Source organism: Curtobacterium sp. Csp1 (genome assembly GCF_013347185.1).
This window is the reverse complement of sequence record NZ_CP054594.1, coordinates 1,290,116-1,309,863: the sequence shown is the minus strand read 5'-3', so window position 1 is coordinate 1,309,863 and position 19,748 is coordinate 1,290,116. Positions and strand designations below refer to the sequence as shown.

Genomic DNA, 19,748 nt, shown 5'->3' with positions numbered 1-19,748 from the left:
CCCTGCGGGAGGTGAAGAATGAGCCCGATCGACGTCGTCATGCTGATCGGCGGCATCCTGCTGACGCTCGGCACGGGTGTGTTCGTCGCGTCCGAGTTCGCCCTCGTGAACCTCGACCGCGCCGAGGTCGAGGCACGTCGGGACCGCGGCGAGTCGGGCCTCGGGCCGGTCATCGGCGCGCTCAAGGTCACCTCGACGCACCTGTCGAGCGCGCAGCTCGGCATCACGCTGACCACCCTGCTGACCGGCTACCTGCTCGAGCCCTCGATCGCGACCCTGCTCGAGGCGCCGTTCCTCGCACTCGACCTGCCCGAGGCGATCGTCGAGACCGTCGGGTCGATCGTCGCCCTGGTGATCGCGACCCTGCTGTCGATGATCCTCGGCGAGCTCGTCCCGAAGAACTTCGCCCTCGCCCTGCCGTTGCAGACCGCGAAGCTCGTCGTGCCCCTGCAGGTCGCGTTCACGACCGTCTTCAAGCCCGCGGTCGCCGTGCTCAACGGCACCGCGAACGCCGTGCTCCGGTCGATGGGCATCGAACCGCAGGAGGAGCTGTCGGGTGCGCGGAGCGCCGAGGAACTCAGCTCGCTCCTCCGCCGGTCCGCGTCCGAGGGCTCGCTCGAACAGGACACCGCGACGCTCCTGCAGCGGACCATCGCGTTCTCCGAGCTCAGCGCGAGCGACGTGATGACCCCGCGCCCCCGCCTGTCCACGATCCGGGTGTCGGAGTCCGCCGAGGACGTCATCGCCCTGGCCCGTCGCACCGGCTTCAGCCGCTTCCCCGTCATCGAGGAGGACGCGGACGACGTCGTCGGGCTCGTGCACGTCAAGCAGGCCGTCGCCGTGCCGCGCGAGAAGCGCGCCGAGGTGCCCGTCGGCGCACTCATGACCGAGGCCGAGCGCGTCCCGGAGACCATGCCCGGCGACACCCTGCTCGCCGAGGTCCGGAGCCGCGGCTACCAGATGGTGATCGTCGTCGACGAGTACGGCGGCACCGCCGGGGTCGTCACGCTCGAGGACCTCGTCGAGGAGATCGTCGGCGAGGTGTCCGACGAGCACGACCGCGCCCGCATCGACGTCGTCCGCTCCCGCGGGTGGCTGACCTTCCCGGGGCTCCTCCGGCCGGACGAGCTCGAGGACCGCGCCGGCGTGCGCGTGCCCGAGGACGGTCCGTACGAGACGGTCGGCGGGTTCCTCATGTCGACCCTCGGCCGCCTGCCGGTCGTCGGTGACGAGGTCGCGATCGAGGACGGCGTCTTCCGCGTCGAACGCCTGGACGGCCGTCGCATCGACCGCATCCGCTGGACCCCGAACCACCCCGACCCGACGCCGACCGGCAGCACCGCGACCACGCAGCGCCCCGCCACCGGCATCATCATCCCGGCCACGAAGGAGGGCGCCCGATGAGCGCCGCAGTGTCGAGCGGGGTCGTCCTGGCCGCCGGTGAGTCCGCCTCGAGCAGTTCCGACTGGTGGGGCATCTTCTGGCTCGTCGTGCTGCTGCTCGGCAACGCCTACTTCGTCGCCGCCGAGTTCGCCGTCATCTCCGCGCGCCGGTCGCAGATCGAACCCCGCGCCGAGGCCGGCTCGAAGGCCGCGCAGATGACCCTCTGGGCGATGGAGCACGCGACCCGCATGCTCGCCACCACCCAGCTCGGCATCACGGTCTGCTCGCTGCTCATCCTCAACGTGTCCGAGCCGGCGATCCACCACCTGCTCGAGGTCCCGCTCGGCCTGACCGGGTGGAGCGTCGAGGTGATCGGCATCGTCGCGTTCGTGTTCACGCTCCTGCTCGTCTCGTTCCTGCACGTGGTGTTCGGTGAGATGGTGCCGAAGAACATCTCGTTCTCGATGCCCGACCGCGCCGCCCTCGTGCTCGTCCCGACGCTCTGGTACATCGGGCACGCCCTGCACTGGGTCGTGGTCGGGCTGAACGAGGTCGCGAACGCCGTCCTGCGCCTGTTCAAGGTCGAGCCGAAGGACGAGGCCGTGAGCGCCTTCACCGTGGAAGAGGTGCAGACCATCGTCGAGCAGTCCCGCCGCGAGGGCACGCTCACCGACGACGGCAAGCTCGCGATGGCGTTCGAGTTCACCGAGAAGAAGGTCAAGGACGTCGCGGTGCCGATGTCCGAACTCGTCACGCTCCCCGACGACGCCACCCCGGCTGACGTCGAGCGCTCCGTGGCGCAGCGCGGCTTCTCCCGCTACGTGCTCGTCGGCGACGACGGCGACCCGACGGGCTACGTGCACGTCAAGGACGTCATCGACCTGCGCCCGGACGAGTTCGACGACCCGGTGCCGCCGAAGCGCATCCGGCAGCTCATCTCGCTGTACACGGAGATGGACCTCGAGGACGCCCTCGCGACCATGCGGGCCGCCGGGCGGCACGTGGCGCGCGCGTTCGACGCGGACGGGCGGACGCTCGGCGTGCTGTTCCTCGAGGACATCCTCGAGGAGCTGGTCGGCGAGGTCCAGGACGCCACCCGACGTCGCTGACCCGACGGCACTGACCAGACGTCGGTCGGTCCGAGCCACGAACGGACGGGAGGCACGGTGCCAGCTGGCACCGTGCCTCCCGTCCGTGTGGGGTCGCGTCGCGCGACCCGGCGCTACCAGCTGACGGGCAGGGGCTTGCCCTCCTCGTAGCCCGCAGCGGACTGGATCCCGACCAGGGCCCGCTCGGAGAACTCGGCGAGGGACGACGCCCCCGCGTACGTCGCCGAGCTGCGGATGCCCGTGGTGATCATGTCGAGCAGGTCCTCGACGCTCGGGCGCTCGGGATCGAGGTAGATCGTCGACGACGAGATGCCCTCGGCGAAGAGCGCCTTGCGCGCGCGCTCGTACGGGTCGAGCCGCTCGAAGCGCTCCCGCACGGCCTTCGCCGACGCCATGCCCCAGCTCTCCTTGTACGCCTTGCCCGCGGCGTCGCGGCGCAGCACGCCCGGTGCCTCGAGCGTGCCGGCGAACCACGAGCCGATCATGACGGCCGAGGCCCCGGCGGCCAGCGCCAGTGCCACGTCGCGCGGGTAGCGGACGCCGCCGTCGGCCCAGACGTGCGCGCCGAGCGAGCGCGCGGCCGCGGCGGTCTCGAGCACGGCGGAGAACTGCGGTCGGCCGACGGCGGTCATCATGCGCGTGGTGCACATCGCGCCGGGGCCGACACCGACCTTGATGATGCTCGCGCCGGCGTCGACGAGGTGGGCCACGGCGTCCGCGGTGACGACGTTGCCGGCGACGATCGGCAGGCCGAGGCCGAGCGACGAGACGGTCCGGAGCGCGCGGAGCATGCCCTCCTGGTGTCCGTGCGCGGTGTCGAGGACGAGCACGTCGACGCCGGCGGCCGCGAGGGCCTTCGCCTTGGCGGCGACGTCGCCGTTGATGCCGACCGCGGCGGCGACCCGGAGACGGCCGTCGCCGTCCACCGCGGGCGTGTAGATGTCGGAGCGGATCGCGCTCGTCCGGCTGGTCGTGCCGACGACCCGGCCGTGCCGGACGACCGGGGCGAAGTCGACCTCGGCGGCGGACAGCACGTCGTACACGTGGCGGGGCGAACCGGCGTCATCGGCGTCGATCGCGGTGGAGGCCCCGTGCAGCAGGTCGCCGAGCGTGGCGTCCGGACCCGCGGTGCCGAGGCGACCGGCGGGCACGCAGCCGAGGTACTCCCCCGACGCGTCCCGCACGACGACCCCGCGGCCCGCGACCGGCAGGAGCTGCTCGAGGGCCTCGGCCACGGTCGTGTCGGCGCCGAGGTCGTAGGGGGTGTCGAAGTCGACCGGCTGGTCCTTGACCCACCGGATCGCGGCGTCGAGGTCCTGCAGGTGCATGTCCTGCGGCAGCACCCCGAGCCCACCGCGCCGGGCGAGCGTGGCGGCCAGCCGGGGGCCGGTCACCGAGTTCATGTTCGCGCTGACGATCGGGATGGTCGCGCCCGTGCCGTCGTTCGTCGAGAGGTCCACGTCGAAGCGGCTCGTCACGCCGGAACGGCTCGGGACGAGGAAGACGTCGGAGTAGGTCAGGTCGTGGGTCGGCCGCGTCTCGTAGAACCTCATGGAGTCCACTGTACGGCTCCGCAGGGGCGCGGGATCCCCGGTCCGACGGGCGTCCGCGGCCCCGACACGCGCGGGGTGCCGGGAGGCGCGACCCACCCCCGCCTCGCACCGGACGGTCATGACGGAACGGCTAGGCTGGCGGGCAGTGCGGAGCAGGGTTGCCCCGCACGACACACACGAGCATCTATCGACGGAGAGTGGGCGATCGGCTGTGTCGAGCCATCTGACGGGTACGGACGAGACCGCGGGCGAATTCGGGGCGAACGAATGGCTCGTCGACGAGCTGTACGAGCAGTTCGTCGCCGACAAGGAGTCGGTGGACAAGTCCTGGTGGCCCGTCCTCGAGAGCTACCACCGGTCGCAGGGCGCCGCAGCCGGCGGGAACTCTCCGGCACCTGCGCAGCAGCAGGCGGTCCCGCAGCCCGAGACGGCCGCGCAGCCCCGTTCCGCCGCGCAGCCCGCGGCCGCGGCGCAGCAGCCCGGCGGCCCGATCCAGGCGAAGACCACGTCGAAGCAGCCGTCGCCGCAGCCGATCCCGGCCGAGGCGAACGACGCCGCCGACGACCACGACGAGACCCACGAGGACGTCGCCACCCCGCTCCGCGGCATGGCGAAGACCCTCGCGTCGAACATGGACGCCTCGCTCACCGTCCCGACCGCCACGAGCGTGCGGACGATCCCGGCGAAGCTGATGATCGACAACCGGATCGTGATCAACAACCACCTGCGCCGGGCGCGCGGCGGCAAGATCTCCTTCACGCACCTGATCGGCTGGGCCATGGTCCAGGCACTGAAGGACTTCCCGAGCCAGAACGTCTTCTACGAGGAGCGCGACGGCAAGCCCTTCGTCGTCGAGCCCGCGCACGTCGGCCTGGGCATCGCGATCGACGTCCCGAAGAAGGACGGCACGCGCTCGCTCCTCGTCCCGAGCATCAAGCGCGCCGAGACGCTGACGTTCGGCCAGTTCCTCTCCGCCTACGAGGACCTCGTCAAGCGCGCGCGTGACAACAAGCTCACCCCGGCCGACTTCCAGGGCACGACGATCTCGCTGACGAACCCGGGCGGCATCGGCACGGTCCACTCGGTCCCCCGCCTCACGAAGGGCCAGGGATCGATCATCGGCGCCGGCGCGCTCGAGTACCCGGCGCAGTTCCAGGGCTCCGCGACGAAGACGCTCGTCGAACTCGGCGTCGGCAAGACCATCACGCTGACGAGCACCTACGACCACCGCGTCATTCAGGGCGCCGGGTCGGGCGAGTACCTGAAGAAGGTGCACGAGCGGCTCATCGGCGAGCACGGGTTCTACGAGGGCATCTTCGCCGCGCTCCGGATCCCCTACAAGCCGATCCAGTGGGCGAACGACATCAACGTCGACCTGGCGCACCGGGTCAACAAGACCTCGCGCGTGCAGGAGCTCATCAACAGCTACCGCGTCCGCGGGCACCTGATGGCGGACATCGACCCGCTCGAGTACCGGCAGCGCACGCACCCGGACCTCGAGATCGAGAACCACGGGCTGACGTTCTGGGACCTCGACCGCGAGTTCGTCACGGGCGGTCTCGCCGGCACCACGAACGCGCCGCTCCGCGACGTGCTCGGGATCCTCCGCGACGCCTACTGCCGCACGGTCGGCATCGAGTACATGCACATCCAGGACCCGGAGCAGCGCCGCTGGGTGCAGGCCCACATCGAGGTCCCGTACTCGAAGCCGTCGAAGGACGAGCAGCTCCGCGTCCTCGGCAAGCTCAACGAGGCCGAGGCCTTCGAGACCTTCCTGCAGACGAAGTACGTCGGCCAGAAGCGCTTCTCGCTCGAGGGGGGCGAGTCCACCATCGCCTTCCTCGACACGCTCATCCAGCACGCCGCCACCTCCGGCCTGTCCGAGGTCGCGATCGGCATGGCCCACCGCGGCCGCCTGAACGTGCTGACGAACATCGCCGGCAAGACCTACGGTCAGATCTTCCGGGAGTTCGAGGGCTCGTCGCTGCCCGGCGCCGTCTCCGGGCAGGGCTCCGGCGACGTGAAGTACCACGTCGGCACCGAGGGCGTGTTCCGCGCGTCGGACGGCTCGTCGATCCCCGTGACGATCGCGGCGAACCCGTCGCACCTCGAGGCCGTCGACGGCGTGCTCGAGGGCATCGTCCGCGCCAAGCAGGACCGCACGCCCCCGGGTACCTTCGGCGTGCTGCCGGTGCTCGTGCACGGCGACGCGGCCATGGCCGGCCAGGGCGTCGTGGTCGAGACGCTGCAGATGTCGCAGCTCCGCGGCTACCGCACCGGCGGCACCGTCCACCTGGTGATCAACAACCAGGTCGGGTTCACCACCCCGCCGGAGTCCGCCCGCACGTCGGTCTACTCGACCGACGTCGCGAAGACGATCCAGGCGCCGATCTTCCACGTGAACGGCGACGACCCCGAGGCCGTGGCCCGCGTCGCGGAGCTGGCCTTCGCCTACCGCGAGGAGTTCCACCGCGACGTCGTGATCGACCTGGTCTGCTACCGCCGCCGCGGCCACAACGAGGGCGACGACCCCTCGATGACGCAGCCGATGATGTACAACCTCATCGAGGCGAAGCGCTCCGTCCGCACGCTGTACACCGAGGCGCTCGTCGGCCGCGGCGACATCACCCAGCAGGAGTACGACGAGGCGCACCGCGACTTCCAGGACCGCCTGGAGCGCGCCTTCGCCGAGACGCACGAGGCGCAGACCGGCACGATGCCGGTGGTCACGGGCGACGACGCCGGTGCGGTGGACGGCCTCGAGCGGCCGACCGCACAGCGCGACGACTCCGAGGTGGACGTGCACGAGACCGCGATCTCGGAGGACCTCGTCCGGGCGATCGGCGACGCGCACAGCAATCCGCCCGCCGGGTTCCAGGTGCACCCGAAGCTCCAGCAGCTCCTCACCAAGCGCACCGAGATGACCCGCTCCGGCGGCATCGACTGGGCGATGGCCGAGCTCATGGCGATCGGGTCCGTCCTCGTCGAGGGCAAGCCCGTCCGACTCGTCGGCCAGGACGCCCGCCGCGGCACGTTCGTCCAGCGCCAGGCGGTCTTCCACGACCGGTCGAACGGCCAGGAGTGGCTGCCGCTCGCGAACGTCAGCGAGGACCAGGCGCGCTTCATGATCTACGACTCGCTGCTCAGCGAGTACGCGGCGATGGCGTTCGAGTACGGGTACTCGGTCGAGCGTCCCGAGGCGCTCGTGCTCTGGGAGGCCCAGTTCGGCGACTTCGCCAACGGCGCCCAGACCGTGATCGACGAGTTCATCTCGTCGGCCGAGCAGAAGTGGGGGCAGCGCTCCGGCCTCGTCCTGCTGCTGCCGCACGGCTACGAGGGCCAGGGGCCGGACCACTCCTCGGCACGTATCGAGCGGTACCTGCAGCTCTGCGCCGAGGAGAACATGATCGTCGCGCGTCCGTCGACGCCGGCGTCGTGGTTCCACCTGCTCCGTCGTCAGGCGTGGGAGCGCCCGCAGAAGCCGCTCGTCGTGTTCACGCCGAAGGCGATGCTCCGGCTCCGCCAGGCGACGAGTCCGGTCGAGGCGTTCACGAGCGGCACGTTCCACGCGGTCCTGGACGACGACCGTGTGGCCGACAAGGGTGCCGTGCGCCGCGTCGTGCTGCACTCCGGCAAGGTCCACCACGACCTGCGCGCCGAGCTCGAGAAGCAGGGCCGTTCCGATGTCGCCCTGGTCCGGCTCGAGCAGCTCGCGCCGCTCCCCCTCGACGACCTGCTCGCGGTCCTCGCGGGCTACCCGGACGCCGAGGTCGTGTGGGCCCAGGAGGAGCCCGAGAACCAGGGTGCCTGGCCGTTCGTCTGCATGGGGCTCTCGCCGCACCTCGACGGTCGGCCGCTCTCGGTCGCGGCTCGTCCGGCCAGCGCCGCCCCGGCGACCGGTTCGTCGAAGCGCTCCGCGCAGGAGGCCTCGGACGTGATCCGCCGGGCCCTCGGCTCGGCGCAGCACTGACACCGCACCACACCACGAAGCGAGCACGGCCCGCCCCGGACCTCCGGGGCGGGCCGTGCTCGTCTCGGCCTCGGGGCTACCGCAGCTTCGTGTACCGAACCCCGGCCTCGTGGTACCCGCGCTTCTGGTAGAAGCGGTGCGCACTGTCCGTCGCCGCCGCGGACACGGCGCTCAGGCGCCGTGCGCCCTGCTCACGCGCCCACGTCTCGAAGGTGTCGATGAGCGCGGAACCCGTGCCGTGCCTCCTGGCCGCGGGGTCGACCACCAGCAGCAGGAGCTGCGCCGTCGGCTCGTCGCTCGCGTAGGACCACGTGACCTGCGCACCCGCCACCGCGACCGCGCGGCCGTCTTCGCCGCGGACGAGCCACGTGCGGTGCCCCGCTGCGGGCGTGAGCCGCTCGAGCCGCGCACGCATCTCGGGCTCGTCGACGACGTGCCCGAGCAGGCGGACGAGGGCGGTGACGTCGGCGACGTCCGTGTCGGACCAGGTGGTGATCGACTCGGCGGTGAGGGTCATGGGGCGACCCTACCGAGCACGGGCGACGTGTGACGACACGCCGCAGCGACGGTCAGTGGCTCGCCTGCTCCACCCGGATGCGCGCGAGGATCTCGGTGCGGAGCTGCTCCGGAGCCGTCTCCTTGCACGCGCGCTTCACGGTCTCCATGAGGACGACGCCGACGCGGTGCTCGCTCGTGCAGTCCTCGCAGGACTCCATGTGCTCGCGGATGTCCGCGGCGTCCTCGCGGCAGAGCTCGTCGTGCAGGAACTCCTCGAGCTCGGCCTTCGCCTTCGAGCAGTCGCAGCCGCTCATCGTGCGTCCTTCCCGTCGGAGCGACCAGTGGTCGCCGGTGTCTTCCGGCCGCGTCCGCGCATCGTCGCCGTCGACGCTGCGTCCGGGACGATGCCGGTCTCGCGTGCGTGGTCCGCCAGGAGCCCACGGAGGAGCCGGCGGCCACGGTGGAGACGGCTCATGACCGTCCCCACGGGGGTCTTCATGATGTCGGCGATCTCCTGGTAGGAGAAGCCCTCGACGTCCGCGAAGTACACGGCCATCCGGAAGTCCTCGGGGATCGACTGGAGGGCGTCCTTCACGGCGGAGGACGGCAGGTGGTCGATCGCGTCGGCCTCGGCGGAGCGGGCGGACACCGACTGGGTGACGCTCTCCGCGCCGCCGAGCTGCCAGTCCTCGAGCTCGTCGATGGTGCCCTGGTACGGGTTCCGCTGGTTCTTGCGGTACGTGTTGATGAACGTGTTCGTCAGGATCCGGTACAGCCAGGCCTTCAGGTTCGTGCCCTGACGGAACTGTCGGAACGCGGCGTACGCCTTGACGAAGGTCTCCTGCACCAGGTCCGAGGCGTCGGCTGGGTTGCGGGTCATCCGCATCGCGGCGCCGTAGAGCTGGTCCATGAAGGGCAGCGCCTGGGTCTCGAACAGCGACCGCAGCTCGGACTCCGACACGGTCTTCTCGTCGGCGGGCTCGGCCAGTTCCTCAGCCTCGGCCGCTTCGGAGACCGCGTCGAGCTGCTCCTCGGTCTCCTCGACCAGGTCGTGCGGTGCTGCCTGCGGCTCGTCGGTGGTCATCGCGTCCCAGTCTAGGCGGACGGTCCCGACCTGCCCGGCGGGCGCGAGCGGGGTCGCCGTCCCGCGTGGACCAGCCGCGTCCGGCGACACCGAGCCGCGCGGGCCGGCCGGGACCGAGCCGGGTACGACCGCGTCGTCGAGCGTCGTGACCGTGTCGCGCAACCGTGTCGACGGTCGCGCCAGTGTTGCTGTCGCCAATGGTCCTCCCGGTGCGTTCAGTACCCTGGTGAACCGATGGCCGACACGACGCATTCCCAGCAGCCCGATCCGTGGATCGCCCCGCGCGCACGCGGGCCCCTGCACGGGGACGTCGCGCTCCCCGGCTCGAAGTCCCTGACGAACCGGGAGCTCGTGCTCGCCGCCCTCGCGGACGGCCCGTCGACCATCCGGCTCCCCCTGCACTCCCGCGACTCCGCGCTCATGGTCGCGGGGCTCCGGCAGCTCGGCGTCGGCATCGAGGAACTCGAGCCGGCGCCCGGCACCGACGCGAACCCGTACGGCCCCGACCTCCGGATCACCCCGGCCCCGATGCGCGGCGGCGTCCGGGTCGACTGCGGGCTCGCCGGCACCGTGATGCGCTTCCTGCCGCCGCTCGCCGCCCTCGCCGCCGGGTCGGTCACGATCGACGGCGACCCCTACGCCCGGAAGCGGCCGATGGGGGCGATCATCCGCGCGCTCGTCGACCTCGGCGTGGACGTCACCGACGACGGCGACGGCGCGATGCCCTTCACGTTCACCGGGACCGGATCGGTCCGGGGCGGGGCGCTGACCATCGACGCGAGCGCGTCCTCGCAGTTCGTCTCCGGCCTGCTCCTCTCCGCGCCGCGCTTCGAGGAGGGCCTGCACCTCACGCACGTCGGCGACCGGCTCCCGAGCCTGCCGCACATCGACATGACCGTCGACGCGCTCCGCGCCCGCGGCGTCCGCGTCGATCGACCGGCCGTCGGCGAGTGGGTCGTGCACCCCGGCCCGATCGCCGCGCGCGACGTCACGATCGAGCCCGACCTGTCCAACGCCGCGCCGTTCGCCGTCGCCGCCCTCGTGGCTGGTGGCACGGTGCGGATCCGCACGTGGCCCAGGGCGACGACGCAGGTCGGTGCCGATCTCGAGACGCTGCTGCCGCGCTGGGGCGCGACCGTGACGCGCGACGGCGACGATCTGCTCGTCGACGGCGGCGTCGGGGTCCTGGGCGGCGCCTCCTTGCCGGGGGTGGACCTGGACCTGACCCGCGGTGGCGAGCTCGCCCCCGCGCTCGTCGCGCTGGCCGCGCTGGCGGACGCACCGAGCGAGATCACCGGGATCGGTCACCTGCGCGGGCACGAGACGGACCGGCTCGCCGCGCTCGCGGGGGACGTGAACCGGTCGGGAGGCACGGTGCAGGAACTCGACGACGGCCTGCGGATCGCGCCGGCGCGGCTCCACGGCGGCCCGTGGGCCGCTTACGACGACCACCGGATGGCCACCGCCGGGGCGATCGTGGGACTCGTCGTCGACGGCGTCGCCGTCGACGACATCGGCTGCACCGCGAAGACGCTGCCCCAGTTCCCCGAGCTCTGGGCGGCCCTCGTGGCGACCGGCGCCTCCGCCGCCTCCGCCGCCTCCGCCGACCGCGACGGGGCGTGACGGGCATGAGCTGGTGGGACGACGTCGACGGCGACGACACGGACGACGACGAGCCGTACGGGCAGTACGAGTCCAAGGTCCGGATCCGGCCGAACCCGAAGGGCAACCGTCCGCGCACGAAGACCCGGCCGACCTACGACGACGCGACCCGCGGCTGGGTGACGAACGTCGACCGCGGCCGCTTCGGCGTGCTCGTCGACGACGCCGTGATCACCGCGACGAAGGCCCGCGAGCTCGGCAAGAAGTCCGTCGTGACCGGCGACCGCGTCTCACTCGTGGGAGACGTGTCCGGCGAGCCGGGGTCCCTCGCCCGCATCGTCAAGGTCGACGAGCGCACGACGCTGCTCCGCCGGAGCGCCGACGACACCGACGAGGTCGAGCGCGTCATCGTCGCGAACGCCGACCAGATGCTCGTCGTCGTGGCGGCGGCCGACCCGGAGCCCCGTCCGCGCTTGATCGACCGGTACCTCGTGGCCGCGTTCGACGCCGGCCTCGACCCGGTGCTCTGCGTCACGAAGACGGACCTCGCCGACCCGGCACCGTTCCTCGCGCACTTCGCCTGCCTGGACCTGCGGATCGTCACGAGCCGCTCGGACGACGTGCCGTTCGAGGCCCTCCACGAGGTCCTGGACGGGCGCGTGACGGTCACCGTCGGGCACTCGGGCGTCGGCAAGTCGACGCTCGTCAACGCGATCACCGGGTCGAGCCGCGCGACGGGCGTCGTGAACGCGGTCACCGGCCGCGGGCGGCACACGTCGTCGTCGTCGATCGCCCTGCGCGTGCGCGACGGCGGCTGGATCATCGACACCCCCGGCGTCCGCTCCTTCGGCCTGGGCCACGTCGAGCCGGCGAACGTGTTCCGGGCGTTCGCGTCGCACGCCGTGCCGGTCCGCGAGCCCGCCGACGGCATCCCGCTCGACCAGGCGCACGACTGGGAGATCGTCGACCGGGTGCAGGACGGCGAGCTCGGGCCGACCGGTGTCGAACGGCTCGACTCGTTCCGGGCACTGCTGACCGGCATGGGCGCGGACGACCCCGGCGCGGACTGATCCGGGCGGCACGGGTGTACAGTCGACCCTCGTGTCAGAAGTTGCAAAGTACAACTTGGTGGTCACCCCGAACCCCGAGCCCCGTCCGTCGCACCACCACGCCGACCACGCCGCGCCGCGTCCCCCGCGCCGCCCGTCCGGTACGTCGGTCCTGCGCCCCGAGCACCTCGGGCGGACGCTGCGCGGCTTCGGGTCGCACATCCTCGTGCCCCTCTTCCTCGCGGTCGGCATGACCCTCGCCTACCTCGGTGCCTTCCACGCACCGACGCCGCACGAGCTCCCGGTCGGTGTCGTCGGTCAGGGCGCCGCGGCGCAGGTCTTCGCCCAGACCGTCACGGACGGCTCCGACGGCAAGCTCGTCGCCCACGTCGTGGCCTCGCCCGCTGCCGCCGAACAGCAGGTCCGGGACCGCGAGCTCGCCGCCGTGTACGCGCCGACGACGGACGCGGCGACGCTGTACGTCTCGTCCGCCGCGAGCGAGACGACCGCGTCCGCCGCCCAGAAGGTCTTCCTGCCGATCGCCTACGAGCAGCACCTGCCCTTCACGGTGCAGGACGTCGTCCCGACCGGACCGGAGGACCCCACCGGCCAGGGCCTGTTCTTCCTGCTCGTCGGCCTGAGCGTCGGCGGGTACGCCTCGGCCATCGCCGTGGCCGCGGTCGCCACGCGCCTCCGGGCGTTCTGGACCGTCGTGGTGGGTGCCGCGACCGCCGCGGTGGTCGCCGGCATCGGCACGATCGTGGCCGGCCCGGTCTACGGCGTCGTGCCGGACCACCGCTGGCAGGTGTTCCTCTTCGCCTGGCTGTACGACGCGATCGTCATCGCCCTCGGGGTCGGCCTGCACCCGCTGCTCGGCCGGTGGACGACGCCGATCCTCACGATGCTCTTCGTGATGCTCAACTTCACGAGCTCCGGCGGGATCTTCCAGCCGACGTTCCAGCCCGGGTTCTTCGCGGCCCTGAACACCTTCTGGAGCGGCGCAGCGTGGCTCCAGGCCGCGCAGGACCTGGTGTACTTCCCGGGGTCCTCGCTCGGCCGCCCCGCACTCGTGCTGGCGCTCTGGCTCGCCGTCGCGGTGCTGCTCGGCGTCGTCGTGCACGGCCTCGCCGCACGTCGGAGCCGCCTCGCCCGGGAGCGCGCGGTCTCGCGCTACGAGGAGGAGTCGGTCGTCGCGGCGTAGCGCCGTCCGCCCGGCACGACCCCGCCGCCGGTACGCTGACGCCGTGGACCTCAGCGCCGACCTGGACTTCGCCCGCTCCCTCGCCGACACCGCCGACGCGATCAGCCTCGAGCGCTTCCGCGCCGCGGACCTGCACGTGTCGAAGAAGGCCGACAGCACGCACGTGACCGACGCCGACCAGGCGGTCGAGCGCGCCCTGCGGGACCGGCTCGCCGCCGAGCGGCCGGACGACGCGTTCCTCGGCGAGGAGACCACCGCGGACACCGGCGCCGAGGCCACGAGCGAGGGACACCGGCAGTGGGTCGTCGACCCGATCGACGGCACCGCGAACTACCTGCGGGGCGTCCCGGTGTGGGCGACCCTCATCTCCCTGGCCGTCGACGGCCGTCCGGTGCTCGGCGTGGTCAGCGCGCCCGCGCTCGGGAAGCGCTGGTGGGCCGCCGAGGGGCTCGGCGCGCACTCCACCGACGGCCCGCTCCGGGTCTCGGGCGTCGCGGAGCTCGCCGACGCGAGCATCAGCTACAACAGCATCCAGCAGTGGGACGACGACGACCGGCTCGACGCCCTCGTCGCGCTCTCCCGGAGCGTCTGGCGCACCCGCGCGTACGGCGACATGTGGTCGTACATGCTCGTGGCCGAGGGCGTGCTCGACGTCGCCGGCGAACCCGACCTCAAGCCGTGGGACATGGCCGCCCTCGTGCCGATCGTCGAGGAGGCCGGCGGGCGCTTCACCTCGCTCGACGGCGACCCCGGCCCCTGGCACGGCAGTGCGCTCGCGACGAACGGGCTCGTGCACGACGCCGTCGTCGAGGTCGTCCGCCGCCCATGACCAGGCAGTGACCCGGCACTGACCCGACGCTGACCCCGTCGGCCCCGGACGTACCCCTCCACCGGGGCACGTCCGACGGCGCGGCCCGGTGCGGAAGGGAACGGTCCCGACGCACCGCCACGGCGTGTACCCCAGCCCGACGCCTCCCCCGGCGTGCCGCGCTGGACGCCCCGCCGGACGACCCCCCGGACTGGGGACAACGCGAGCGGACAACTCGTCGCCGCGGCCCTCGAAGTGGTGCCGGACCTGGGTTACTGTGACGGCAGCGTCAGGTCGGAGACTGCCTCGGATTCCCTAGGTCCGAGAGCGGTGTCGGACCCGTCGTGTCTCGTCCAGAAACCCTAACCCGAGGGGTGGTACAGACGATGTCTTCATCGTTCCCGCGCGGAACCGAGTGCACCCTCACTCGTCGTCCGCATCTCGTTCCCGTCCATCCCGGCGCGCGCACCCTCGCCGCCGCGACACCCGGGGGCCGGTGAGTCATGGCACTCACCGGTCGCCGTCTCGAGGTCGACCGGATCGCGACCCTCGCAGCACTCCCTCGTGAGTGCGCGATGGTCGTCGTCGGCGACCCTGGTTCAGGACGCAGCAGCGTCCTCGACGCGGTCGCGAACCGCGTCGCCCTCCCCGTCGTGCGCGTCGGTGTCAACGGGACCGAGTCCCGCTGGCCGCTCGCCGGCGTGACCTCCCTGTTCACCGCGCTCGACGACCCCCGTGCGTCGGCCCACATCGCCCTGCTCCTGGAGTCCGACGCCCCGGGCTCCGGTTCGGGCGGACTCGCTGCGGCGCACGACTTCCTCGAGGCCGTGCAGACGCTGACCCTGCCGCCGACGGTCGTCCTCATCGACGACCTCGACCGGATGGACGCGGAGAGCCAGGAGCTCATCGCGTTCCTCGCCGGTCGGCTGGCCGGCACGGCCCTGCGCCTGGTCGCCACGGTCCGCTCGGTCCCGGCGGACGGGCCGCTCGCGTCCCTGCCGACGCTGCGGCTCGAACCGCTGACCGCCGACGAAGCACTGGTCGCGGCGCGCTCGATGGCGCCCGCGGACGCGAACGAGGGCGTCCTCGCCGTGCTCGCCCAGGAGACCGGGGGCAACCCCGGCGCCCTCCGCGAGCAGGTCGACGCGCTCACCCCGGAGCAGCGGACCGGCACCGAGCCGCTCCTGCTCCCCCTGCGTCCGACGGCGACCGGCGAGGCGATCGCCGACCGTTCCCTCGAGCACGAGAGCGAGGGAGGACGCGATCTGGACGTCCTCGCCCGCCTCGCGCTCGCCCCCGTCGCCCGCACGGCGGCGTGGGACCGGGACAGCGTCGACGACCTGGCCGACGCCGGGCTCGTCGCGGTGCGCGGCCAGAGCGTCACCGTCCGCGACCCGCTCGTGCGATCGGTGCTCTGGTGGCGGATGTCCGCTCGACAGCGGCGCGCCGGGCACACCGAGCTCGCAGGCGTGGTCGCGGAGTCCGACCCCCGTGCGGCGGCCTGGCACCGCAGCTTCGTCGACGACGTCCCGGACGTGGTCGGTCTGCTGACCGCGGCCGCGGGCTACGTGGCGGACGGCGTGCCGAACGCCGCAGTGGCCCTCGCCGAGCGCGCCCTGCACGTCGGCTCCGGCTGCGAGGACGAGCGCGCGGCGCTCCTGGGCGTCGCCGAGGCGATGCTCGCGAACCGCATGCTCGGGCTCGCCGCACGGTACCTGGCCGCGATCCGGCCGTTCCGCCGGACCGCCGACGAGGTCCGCCGCCTGCGGCTGCTGTACTCCGTGCAGTACCTGCGCGGCGAGGTCGTGCACGCGGACGAGCTGCTCGTGCCCGTCGCCCCGGACGCACCCGAAGCGCCCGCGGCGGCAGGACTCCTCGCGACCGTCGCGAGCTTCCGCGCCGAGTCCTGGGACCTCGAGCAGGCCCGCGACCTGCTCGCCCGGGTCGAGGCGCTCCGCCCGGCGGTCGACGCGCACACCGCGGAGATCGCCACCGCGGTGTCGCACCTCGTCGACGCGATCGACGGCACGCTCGCGCCGGACACCGAGCTCTACGACGGCCTCGCGACGTCGCAGCTGCTCACGCTGTCCGACCCCGCGCTGCTCCTCGTCGCGCACGCCCTGAGCCTCGGCGAGCGCCACCGCAGCGCCCGCCGCGTGTTCGCCCTGGCGATGGCCCGCAGCCAGGAGACCCAGGCGGTCTGGACCGAGGCCGCCCGCTACCTGTCCGCCGAGAACGAGCTGCGTTCCGGCAACTACCGGCAGGCGCTCCGGGCGATCGACGTCTGGGACGCCGCGGCCGGTGCGGACGGGCGTCCGCCGGAGGCCTCCCGGGCGCTCGCGATCGCGTACCGGCACTTCGCCGAGGGGCGCTCCCACGAGGCCCTCGAGGTGGTCGACCGGTGCCTCGCGCAGCGGTCGACGAACCAGCTGTGGGCCACGACCGCGAAGCTGCACGCGCTCCGTGGGCGGGTGCTCCTGCTGGACGGCCGGGTCGAGGAGGCCGTGGTCGCCCTCGAGGCCGCGGACGCCGTGGGCCGCTCGATGCGGAACCCGACGATGCTCCGGCACCTCGGCGACCTCGTCGAGGGCTACGTCCGGGCCGGTCGGACGGACGACGCACGCACCGTGACGGCACGGCTCGCGGCGGACCACCACGCCCGGCCGTCGCGGTGGGGTGCCCTGGTGCTCGCCAGGAGCCTGGCGCTCGTCGCGGACGACACGACCCGCGACGCCGCGCGGCGCCGTGCGCTGGAGCTGTTCCAGCCGCACGACTCGCAGTACGAGCGGGCCCGCACGTTCGCGGCGCTCGCCTGCGTCGGCACCGCGGCGGAGCGTCCGCGGCTCGGTGCCGCTGCGGCGGCGTCGTACGAGGCAGCCGGGCTCCGGCGGCCGCTCGTGACGCCGGTTGCGAGTGCGGCGATGCCGTCCTTCGCGGCCCCGTCGTCGGTGCGCTCCGTCCCGAGCGCGCAGGTGCCGGGATCCCCGCGGAGCGTGCCGGACGCGTCGGCGGTGCTCACGACGCTCACGGCCGAGGAGCGCGCGGTCGTGCAGAAGGTGACGGAGGGCTACCGCAACCGCGAGATCGCCTCGTCGCTGTTCATGTCGCAGCGGACGGTGGAGCTGCGGCTCACGCAGATCTACCGCAAGGTCGGCGCGCGCTCGCGCTCGCACCTGGTGGCGCTGCTCACGTGACGGGTCGCGTCCGCCACCGCGGTGACGTGGACGCGACCCCCTGACGGACGGGAGGCCCGGTACCAGCTGGTACCGGGCCTCCCGTTCGTCGTCGTCCCACCCTGGTGACCGCCGGGTCCGGTTGCGGGAGACCGCACGACCGTCGCCGCGGCGCACCGCGGCGGCGGGGAACCGCAAGAGGGGCGTGCTGCCGTTGCCGGGGCCTCCGCCGCGGTGGAGGCTGCTCCTGCACCGACCGTCGTGCCCCCTGGTGGGGACCCGTCCGCGGACCCTCGTCCGGTACCCGAACCGTCGGCCACGAACGCCGTCGTCCGTCCCCACCAGATCCGGGGGCGGGCGGCGGTCCGGCCGGCGGACCCGGACGCGCGGCAGACCCGACGGCGGTCGGTGCCGAACTCCCCCAGCAGTCCCACCGATCGGACACCAGATGTGCGGCATCATCGCGGCCCGTGTCACCGACGACGCCACCCCGTACCTGCTCGACGGTCTCGAGCGGCTCGAGTACCGGGGGTACGACTCGGTGGGCGTGGCGGTGCGGACGGCGGCCGGGACGATCGAGACGGTCCGCTCCGTGTCCCGCGTCGGCGACCTGCGGGCGCGCGTGGCCGAGCACGCGGCGACGGTCCCCGTGGCCCGCGCGGCGACCGGTGCGGGGATCGCGCACACCCGGTGGGCGACCCGCGGCGCGGTGAGCGAGCTGAACGCCCACCCGCACGCGGACTGCTCCGGGCGGATCAGCATCGTGCACAACGGGACGATCGCGAACGCCGGGCGCTTGCGGACCTCGCTCGAGGCGCAGGGGCACGTGTTCCGCTCCGAGGGCGACTCCGAGGTCGTCGCGCACCTGGTCGAGCGGGCGTTGACCGTCGATCCGGACCTCATGCTCGCGGTGCAGCTGACCGCGGCGCAGCTCGAGGGGTCGTGGGCGGTCGTCGTCCTGGACGCCCGGGACGGCCGGATGGTCGTGGCGGCCCACCGGTCGCCGCTCGTCATCGCCCGGTCGGACCGCGGGGACTTCGTGGCGAGCGACGTCGGGGCGATCGCGCCGTGGTGCGAGACGTTCGTGCCGCTGCGCGACGGGGACGTCGTCGAGCTCGGCGAGGCGTGGTCGTGGTCGTCCGGTGGGCTGGCGGTCCCCGTGCCCTTCCCGACGCCGGCACCCTTCGCCGCGGACACGCCGGACCGCGGGGACCACGCGGACCACATGGCGAAGGAGATCGGCGAGCAGCCGACGGTCGTCGCCACGATCCTGGACCGGGTCGGCCGCCGGACCGTCGACGGGAGCACCTGGACCGGCCTCGGACTGCCCGCGTTCGACCGGTTGGCGGTCGTGGCGTGCGGGACGTCGCTGCACGCCGGTCAGGTCGTGGCGGGGGTGCTCCGTCGACTCGGGGGTGTCCCGACCGACGTCGTCGCGGCGAGCGAGTCCGACCAGGTGGTCCTCGCACCGGGCACGCTCGTCGTGGCGATCAGCCGGTCCGGTGAGACCGCCGACGTGCTCCGGGCGCTCGACCGGTTCGAGGACCGCAACCCGGTCCTCGCGCTCACGAACGACGTGCACTCCTCGCTCGCCCGCCGCGCCGACGCGGTGCTCGACTGCGACGCGGGGCCCGAGGTCGGGGTCACCGCCACGAAGACCTTCACGGCGCAGGTGGTCGTCGGCGTGACCGCGGTCGTCTCGGCGCTCGTCGCCTCCGGGCGGCTCGATCCTGCCCGGGCGGCCGCCCTGGTCGACGAACTCGCCGAGCTGCCCGGACGGATGGCCGCCGCCGCGGCGGTCGCCGCCGACCGGGTGCCGCTGCTCGCCGCGACCGTGCGCGACGCCCCGGGGTTCCTGTTCCTCGGCCGGGGTCCCGGGCTACCGTACGCGGCGGAGGGCGCCCTGAAGACCACCGAGCTGAGCTACCGGTGGGCCCAGGCGCACCCCGCCGGCGAACTCAAGCACGGACCGCTCGCACTCGTCGACGAGGGCATCCCGGTCGTCGTCGTCGACCACGGCGACCACCGGCTCCGAGCGGACGTCGCCGAGGTCCGGGCCCGCGGGGCGCTCGTCGTGACCATCGGCGGCGCGGACTCCGACGTCCCGGCGCTCACGGCGTCCCGGAACGCGACCGCGGACCTCGCCTGGGGCCGCGGGACCGCTCCGTGGGGGCCGGTCGAGGCGGTCGTTCCGCTGCAGATGCTCGCCCGGGAGCTCGCGCTGCAAGCGGGGTGCGACGTCGACAAGCCACGGGGCACCGCGCGGGCGGTGGGGGGCGCATGGCCCGTCACACCCGGGTGAACCGGGTGACGGTGTC

13 protein-coding genes are annotated in these 19,748 nt (G+C 73.1%); 9 read left to right on the top strand and 4 right to left on the bottom strand.

The features are described 5' to 3' along the window. The first annotated feature begins 18 nt into the window (after positions 1–18). The gene (locus HUN58_RS06405) at positions 19–1,404 is read left to right on the top strand and encodes a hemolysin family protein (RefSeq protein ID WP_180225417.1); all 1,386 of its coding nucleotides are present in this window, start codon (positions 19–21) and stop codon (positions 1,402–1,404) included. Then, complete coding sequence (locus HUN58_RS06400; protein ID WP_231048990.1) at positions 1,401–2,492, top strand: hemolysin family protein; 1,092 nt, start codon at positions 1,401–1,403, stop codon at positions 2,490–2,492. Before HUN58_RS06405 ends, HUN58_RS06400 begins: the two co-directional genes overlap by 4 nt. 113 nt (positions 2,493–2,605) lie before the next feature. Here the strand turns inward: HUN58_RS06400 and HUN58_RS06395 are convergent, their stop codons facing one another. After that, on the bottom strand, positions 2,606–4,045 hold the full coding sequence (locus tag HUN58_RS06395; protein WP_114850050.1) for a GuaB1 family IMP dehydrogenase-related protein: 1,440 nt from the start codon (positions 4,043–4,045) through the stop codon (positions 2,606–2,608). 211 nt (positions 4,046–4,256) lie between these two features. Between HUN58_RS06395 and HUN58_RS06390 the strand changes: the two genes are divergently transcribed. Continuing rightward, a complete protein-coding gene (locus tag HUN58_RS06390; RefSeq protein ID WP_188868847.1) occupies positions 4,257–8,015 on the top strand; it encodes a multifunctional oxoglutarate decarboxylase/oxoglutarate dehydrogenase thiamine pyrophosphate-binding subunit/dihydrolipoyllysine-residue succinyltransferase subunit in 3,759 nt (1,252 codons plus the stop codon). Between the two features lie 76 nt (positions 8,016–8,091). Here the strand turns inward: HUN58_RS06390 and HUN58_RS06385 are convergent, their stop codons facing one another. The 3 genes from HUN58_RS06385 to HUN58_RS06375 are packed head-to-tail and all read right to left on the bottom strand — an operon-like array spanning position 8,092 to position 9,561. Then, a complete protein-coding gene (locus HUN58_RS06385) occupies positions 8,092–8,532 on the bottom strand; it encodes a GNAT family N-acetyltransferase (protein ID WP_180225419.1) in 441 nt (146 codons plus the stop codon). A 52-nt stretch (positions 8,533–8,584) separates the two neighbouring features. Then, entirely contained in the window at positions 8,585–8,827 is a 243-nt protein-coding gene (locus HUN58_RS06380; protein WP_174778114.1) for a zf-HC2 domain-containing protein, read from the bottom strand. Further along, positions 8,824–9,561, bottom strand: coding sequence for a sigma-70 family RNA polymerase sigma factor (locus HUN58_RS06375; RefSeq protein WP_254631674.1), 738 nt, complete (start codon positions 9,559–9,561; stop codon positions 8,824–8,826). The genes HUN58_RS06380 and HUN58_RS06375 overlap by 4 nt, the downstream gene beginning before the upstream one ends. 270 nt (positions 9,562–9,831) lie before the next feature. Between HUN58_RS06375 and aroA the strand changes: the two genes are divergently transcribed. The 6 genes from aroA (at position 9,832) to glmS (ending at position 19,732) form a co-directional block, all read left to right on the top strand. After that, positions 9,832–11,220, top strand: a complete 1,389-nt coding sequence (aroA, locus tag HUN58_RS06370) for a 3-phosphoshikimate 1-carboxyvinyltransferase (protein WP_180225420.1) — start codon at positions 9,832–9,834, stop codon at positions 11,218–11,220. Between the two features lie 5 nt (positions 11,221–11,225). After that, positions 11,226–12,269 (top strand): ribosome small subunit-dependent GTPase A, encoded by a 1,044-nt coding sequence (gene rsgA / locus HUN58_RS06365; RefSeq protein ID WP_180225421.1) that lies wholly within the window; start codon positions 11,226–11,228, stop codon positions 12,267–12,269. A gap of 31 nt (positions 12,270–12,300) precedes the next feature. Further along, complete coding sequence (locus HUN58_RS06360; protein ID WP_180225422.1) at positions 12,301–13,449, top strand: hypothetical protein; 1,149 nt, start codon at positions 12,301–12,303, stop codon at positions 13,447–13,449. A 43-nt stretch (positions 13,450–13,492) separates the two neighbouring features. Next, positions 13,493–14,278: an inositol monophosphatase family protein gene (locus HUN58_RS06355; RefSeq protein WP_058740687.1), complete on the top strand. Its 786-nt coding sequence runs from the start codon at positions 13,493–13,495 to the stop codon at positions 14,276–14,278. 482 nt (positions 14,279–14,760) lie between these two features. Beyond that, positions 14,761–17,451, top strand: a complete 2,691-nt coding sequence (locus HUN58_RS06350; protein WP_180225423.1) for a LuxR family transcriptional regulator — start codon at positions 14,761–14,763, stop codon at positions 17,449–17,451. A 427-nt stretch (positions 17,452–17,878) separates the two neighbouring features. After that, a complete protein-coding gene (glmS, locus tag HUN58_RS06345) occupies positions 17,879–19,732 on the top strand; it encodes a glutamine--fructose-6-phosphate transaminase (isomerizing) (RefSeq protein WP_180225424.1) in 1,854 nt (617 codons plus the stop codon). The last annotated feature ends 16 nt before the right edge of the window (positions 19,733–19,748 follow it).

Excerpts from the sequence above, each read along its gene's own strand:
- HUN58_RS06405 (WP_180225417.1), top strand. The coding sequence starts at position 19 with ATGAGCCCGATCGACGTCGTCATGCTGATCGGCGGCATCCTGCTGACG.
- HUN58_RS06400 (WP_231048990.1), top strand. The coding sequence starts at position 1,401 with ATGAGCGCCGCAGTGTCGAGCGGGGTCGTCCTGGCCGCCGGTGAGTCC.
- HUN58_RS06395 (WP_114850050.1), bottom strand. The coding sequence starts at position 4,045 with ATGAGGTTCTACGAGACGCGGCCGACCCACGACCTGACCTACTCCGAC.
- HUN58_RS06385 (WP_180225419.1), bottom strand. The coding sequence starts at position 8,532 with ATGACCCTCACCGCCGAGTCGATCACCACCTGGTCCGACACGGACGTC.
- HUN58_RS06380 (WP_174778114.1), bottom strand. The coding sequence starts at position 8,827 with ATGAGCGGCTGCGACTGCTCGAAGGCGAAGGCCGAGCTCGAGGAGTTC.
- aroA (WP_180225420.1), top strand. The coding sequence starts at position 9,832 with ATGGCCGACACGACGCATTCCCAGCAGCCCGATCCGTGGATCGCCCCG.
- rsgA (WP_180225421.1), top strand. The coding sequence starts at position 11,226 with ATGAGCTGGTGGGACGACGTCGACGGCGACGACACGGACGACGACGAG.
- HUN58_RS06350 (WP_180225423.1), top strand. The coding sequence starts at position 14,761 with ATGGCACTCACCGGTCGCCGTCTCGAGGTCGACCGGATCGCGACCCTC.
- glmS (WP_180225424.1), top strand. The coding sequence starts at position 17,879 with ATGTGCGGCATCATCGCGGCCCGTGTCACCGACGACGCCACCCCGTAC.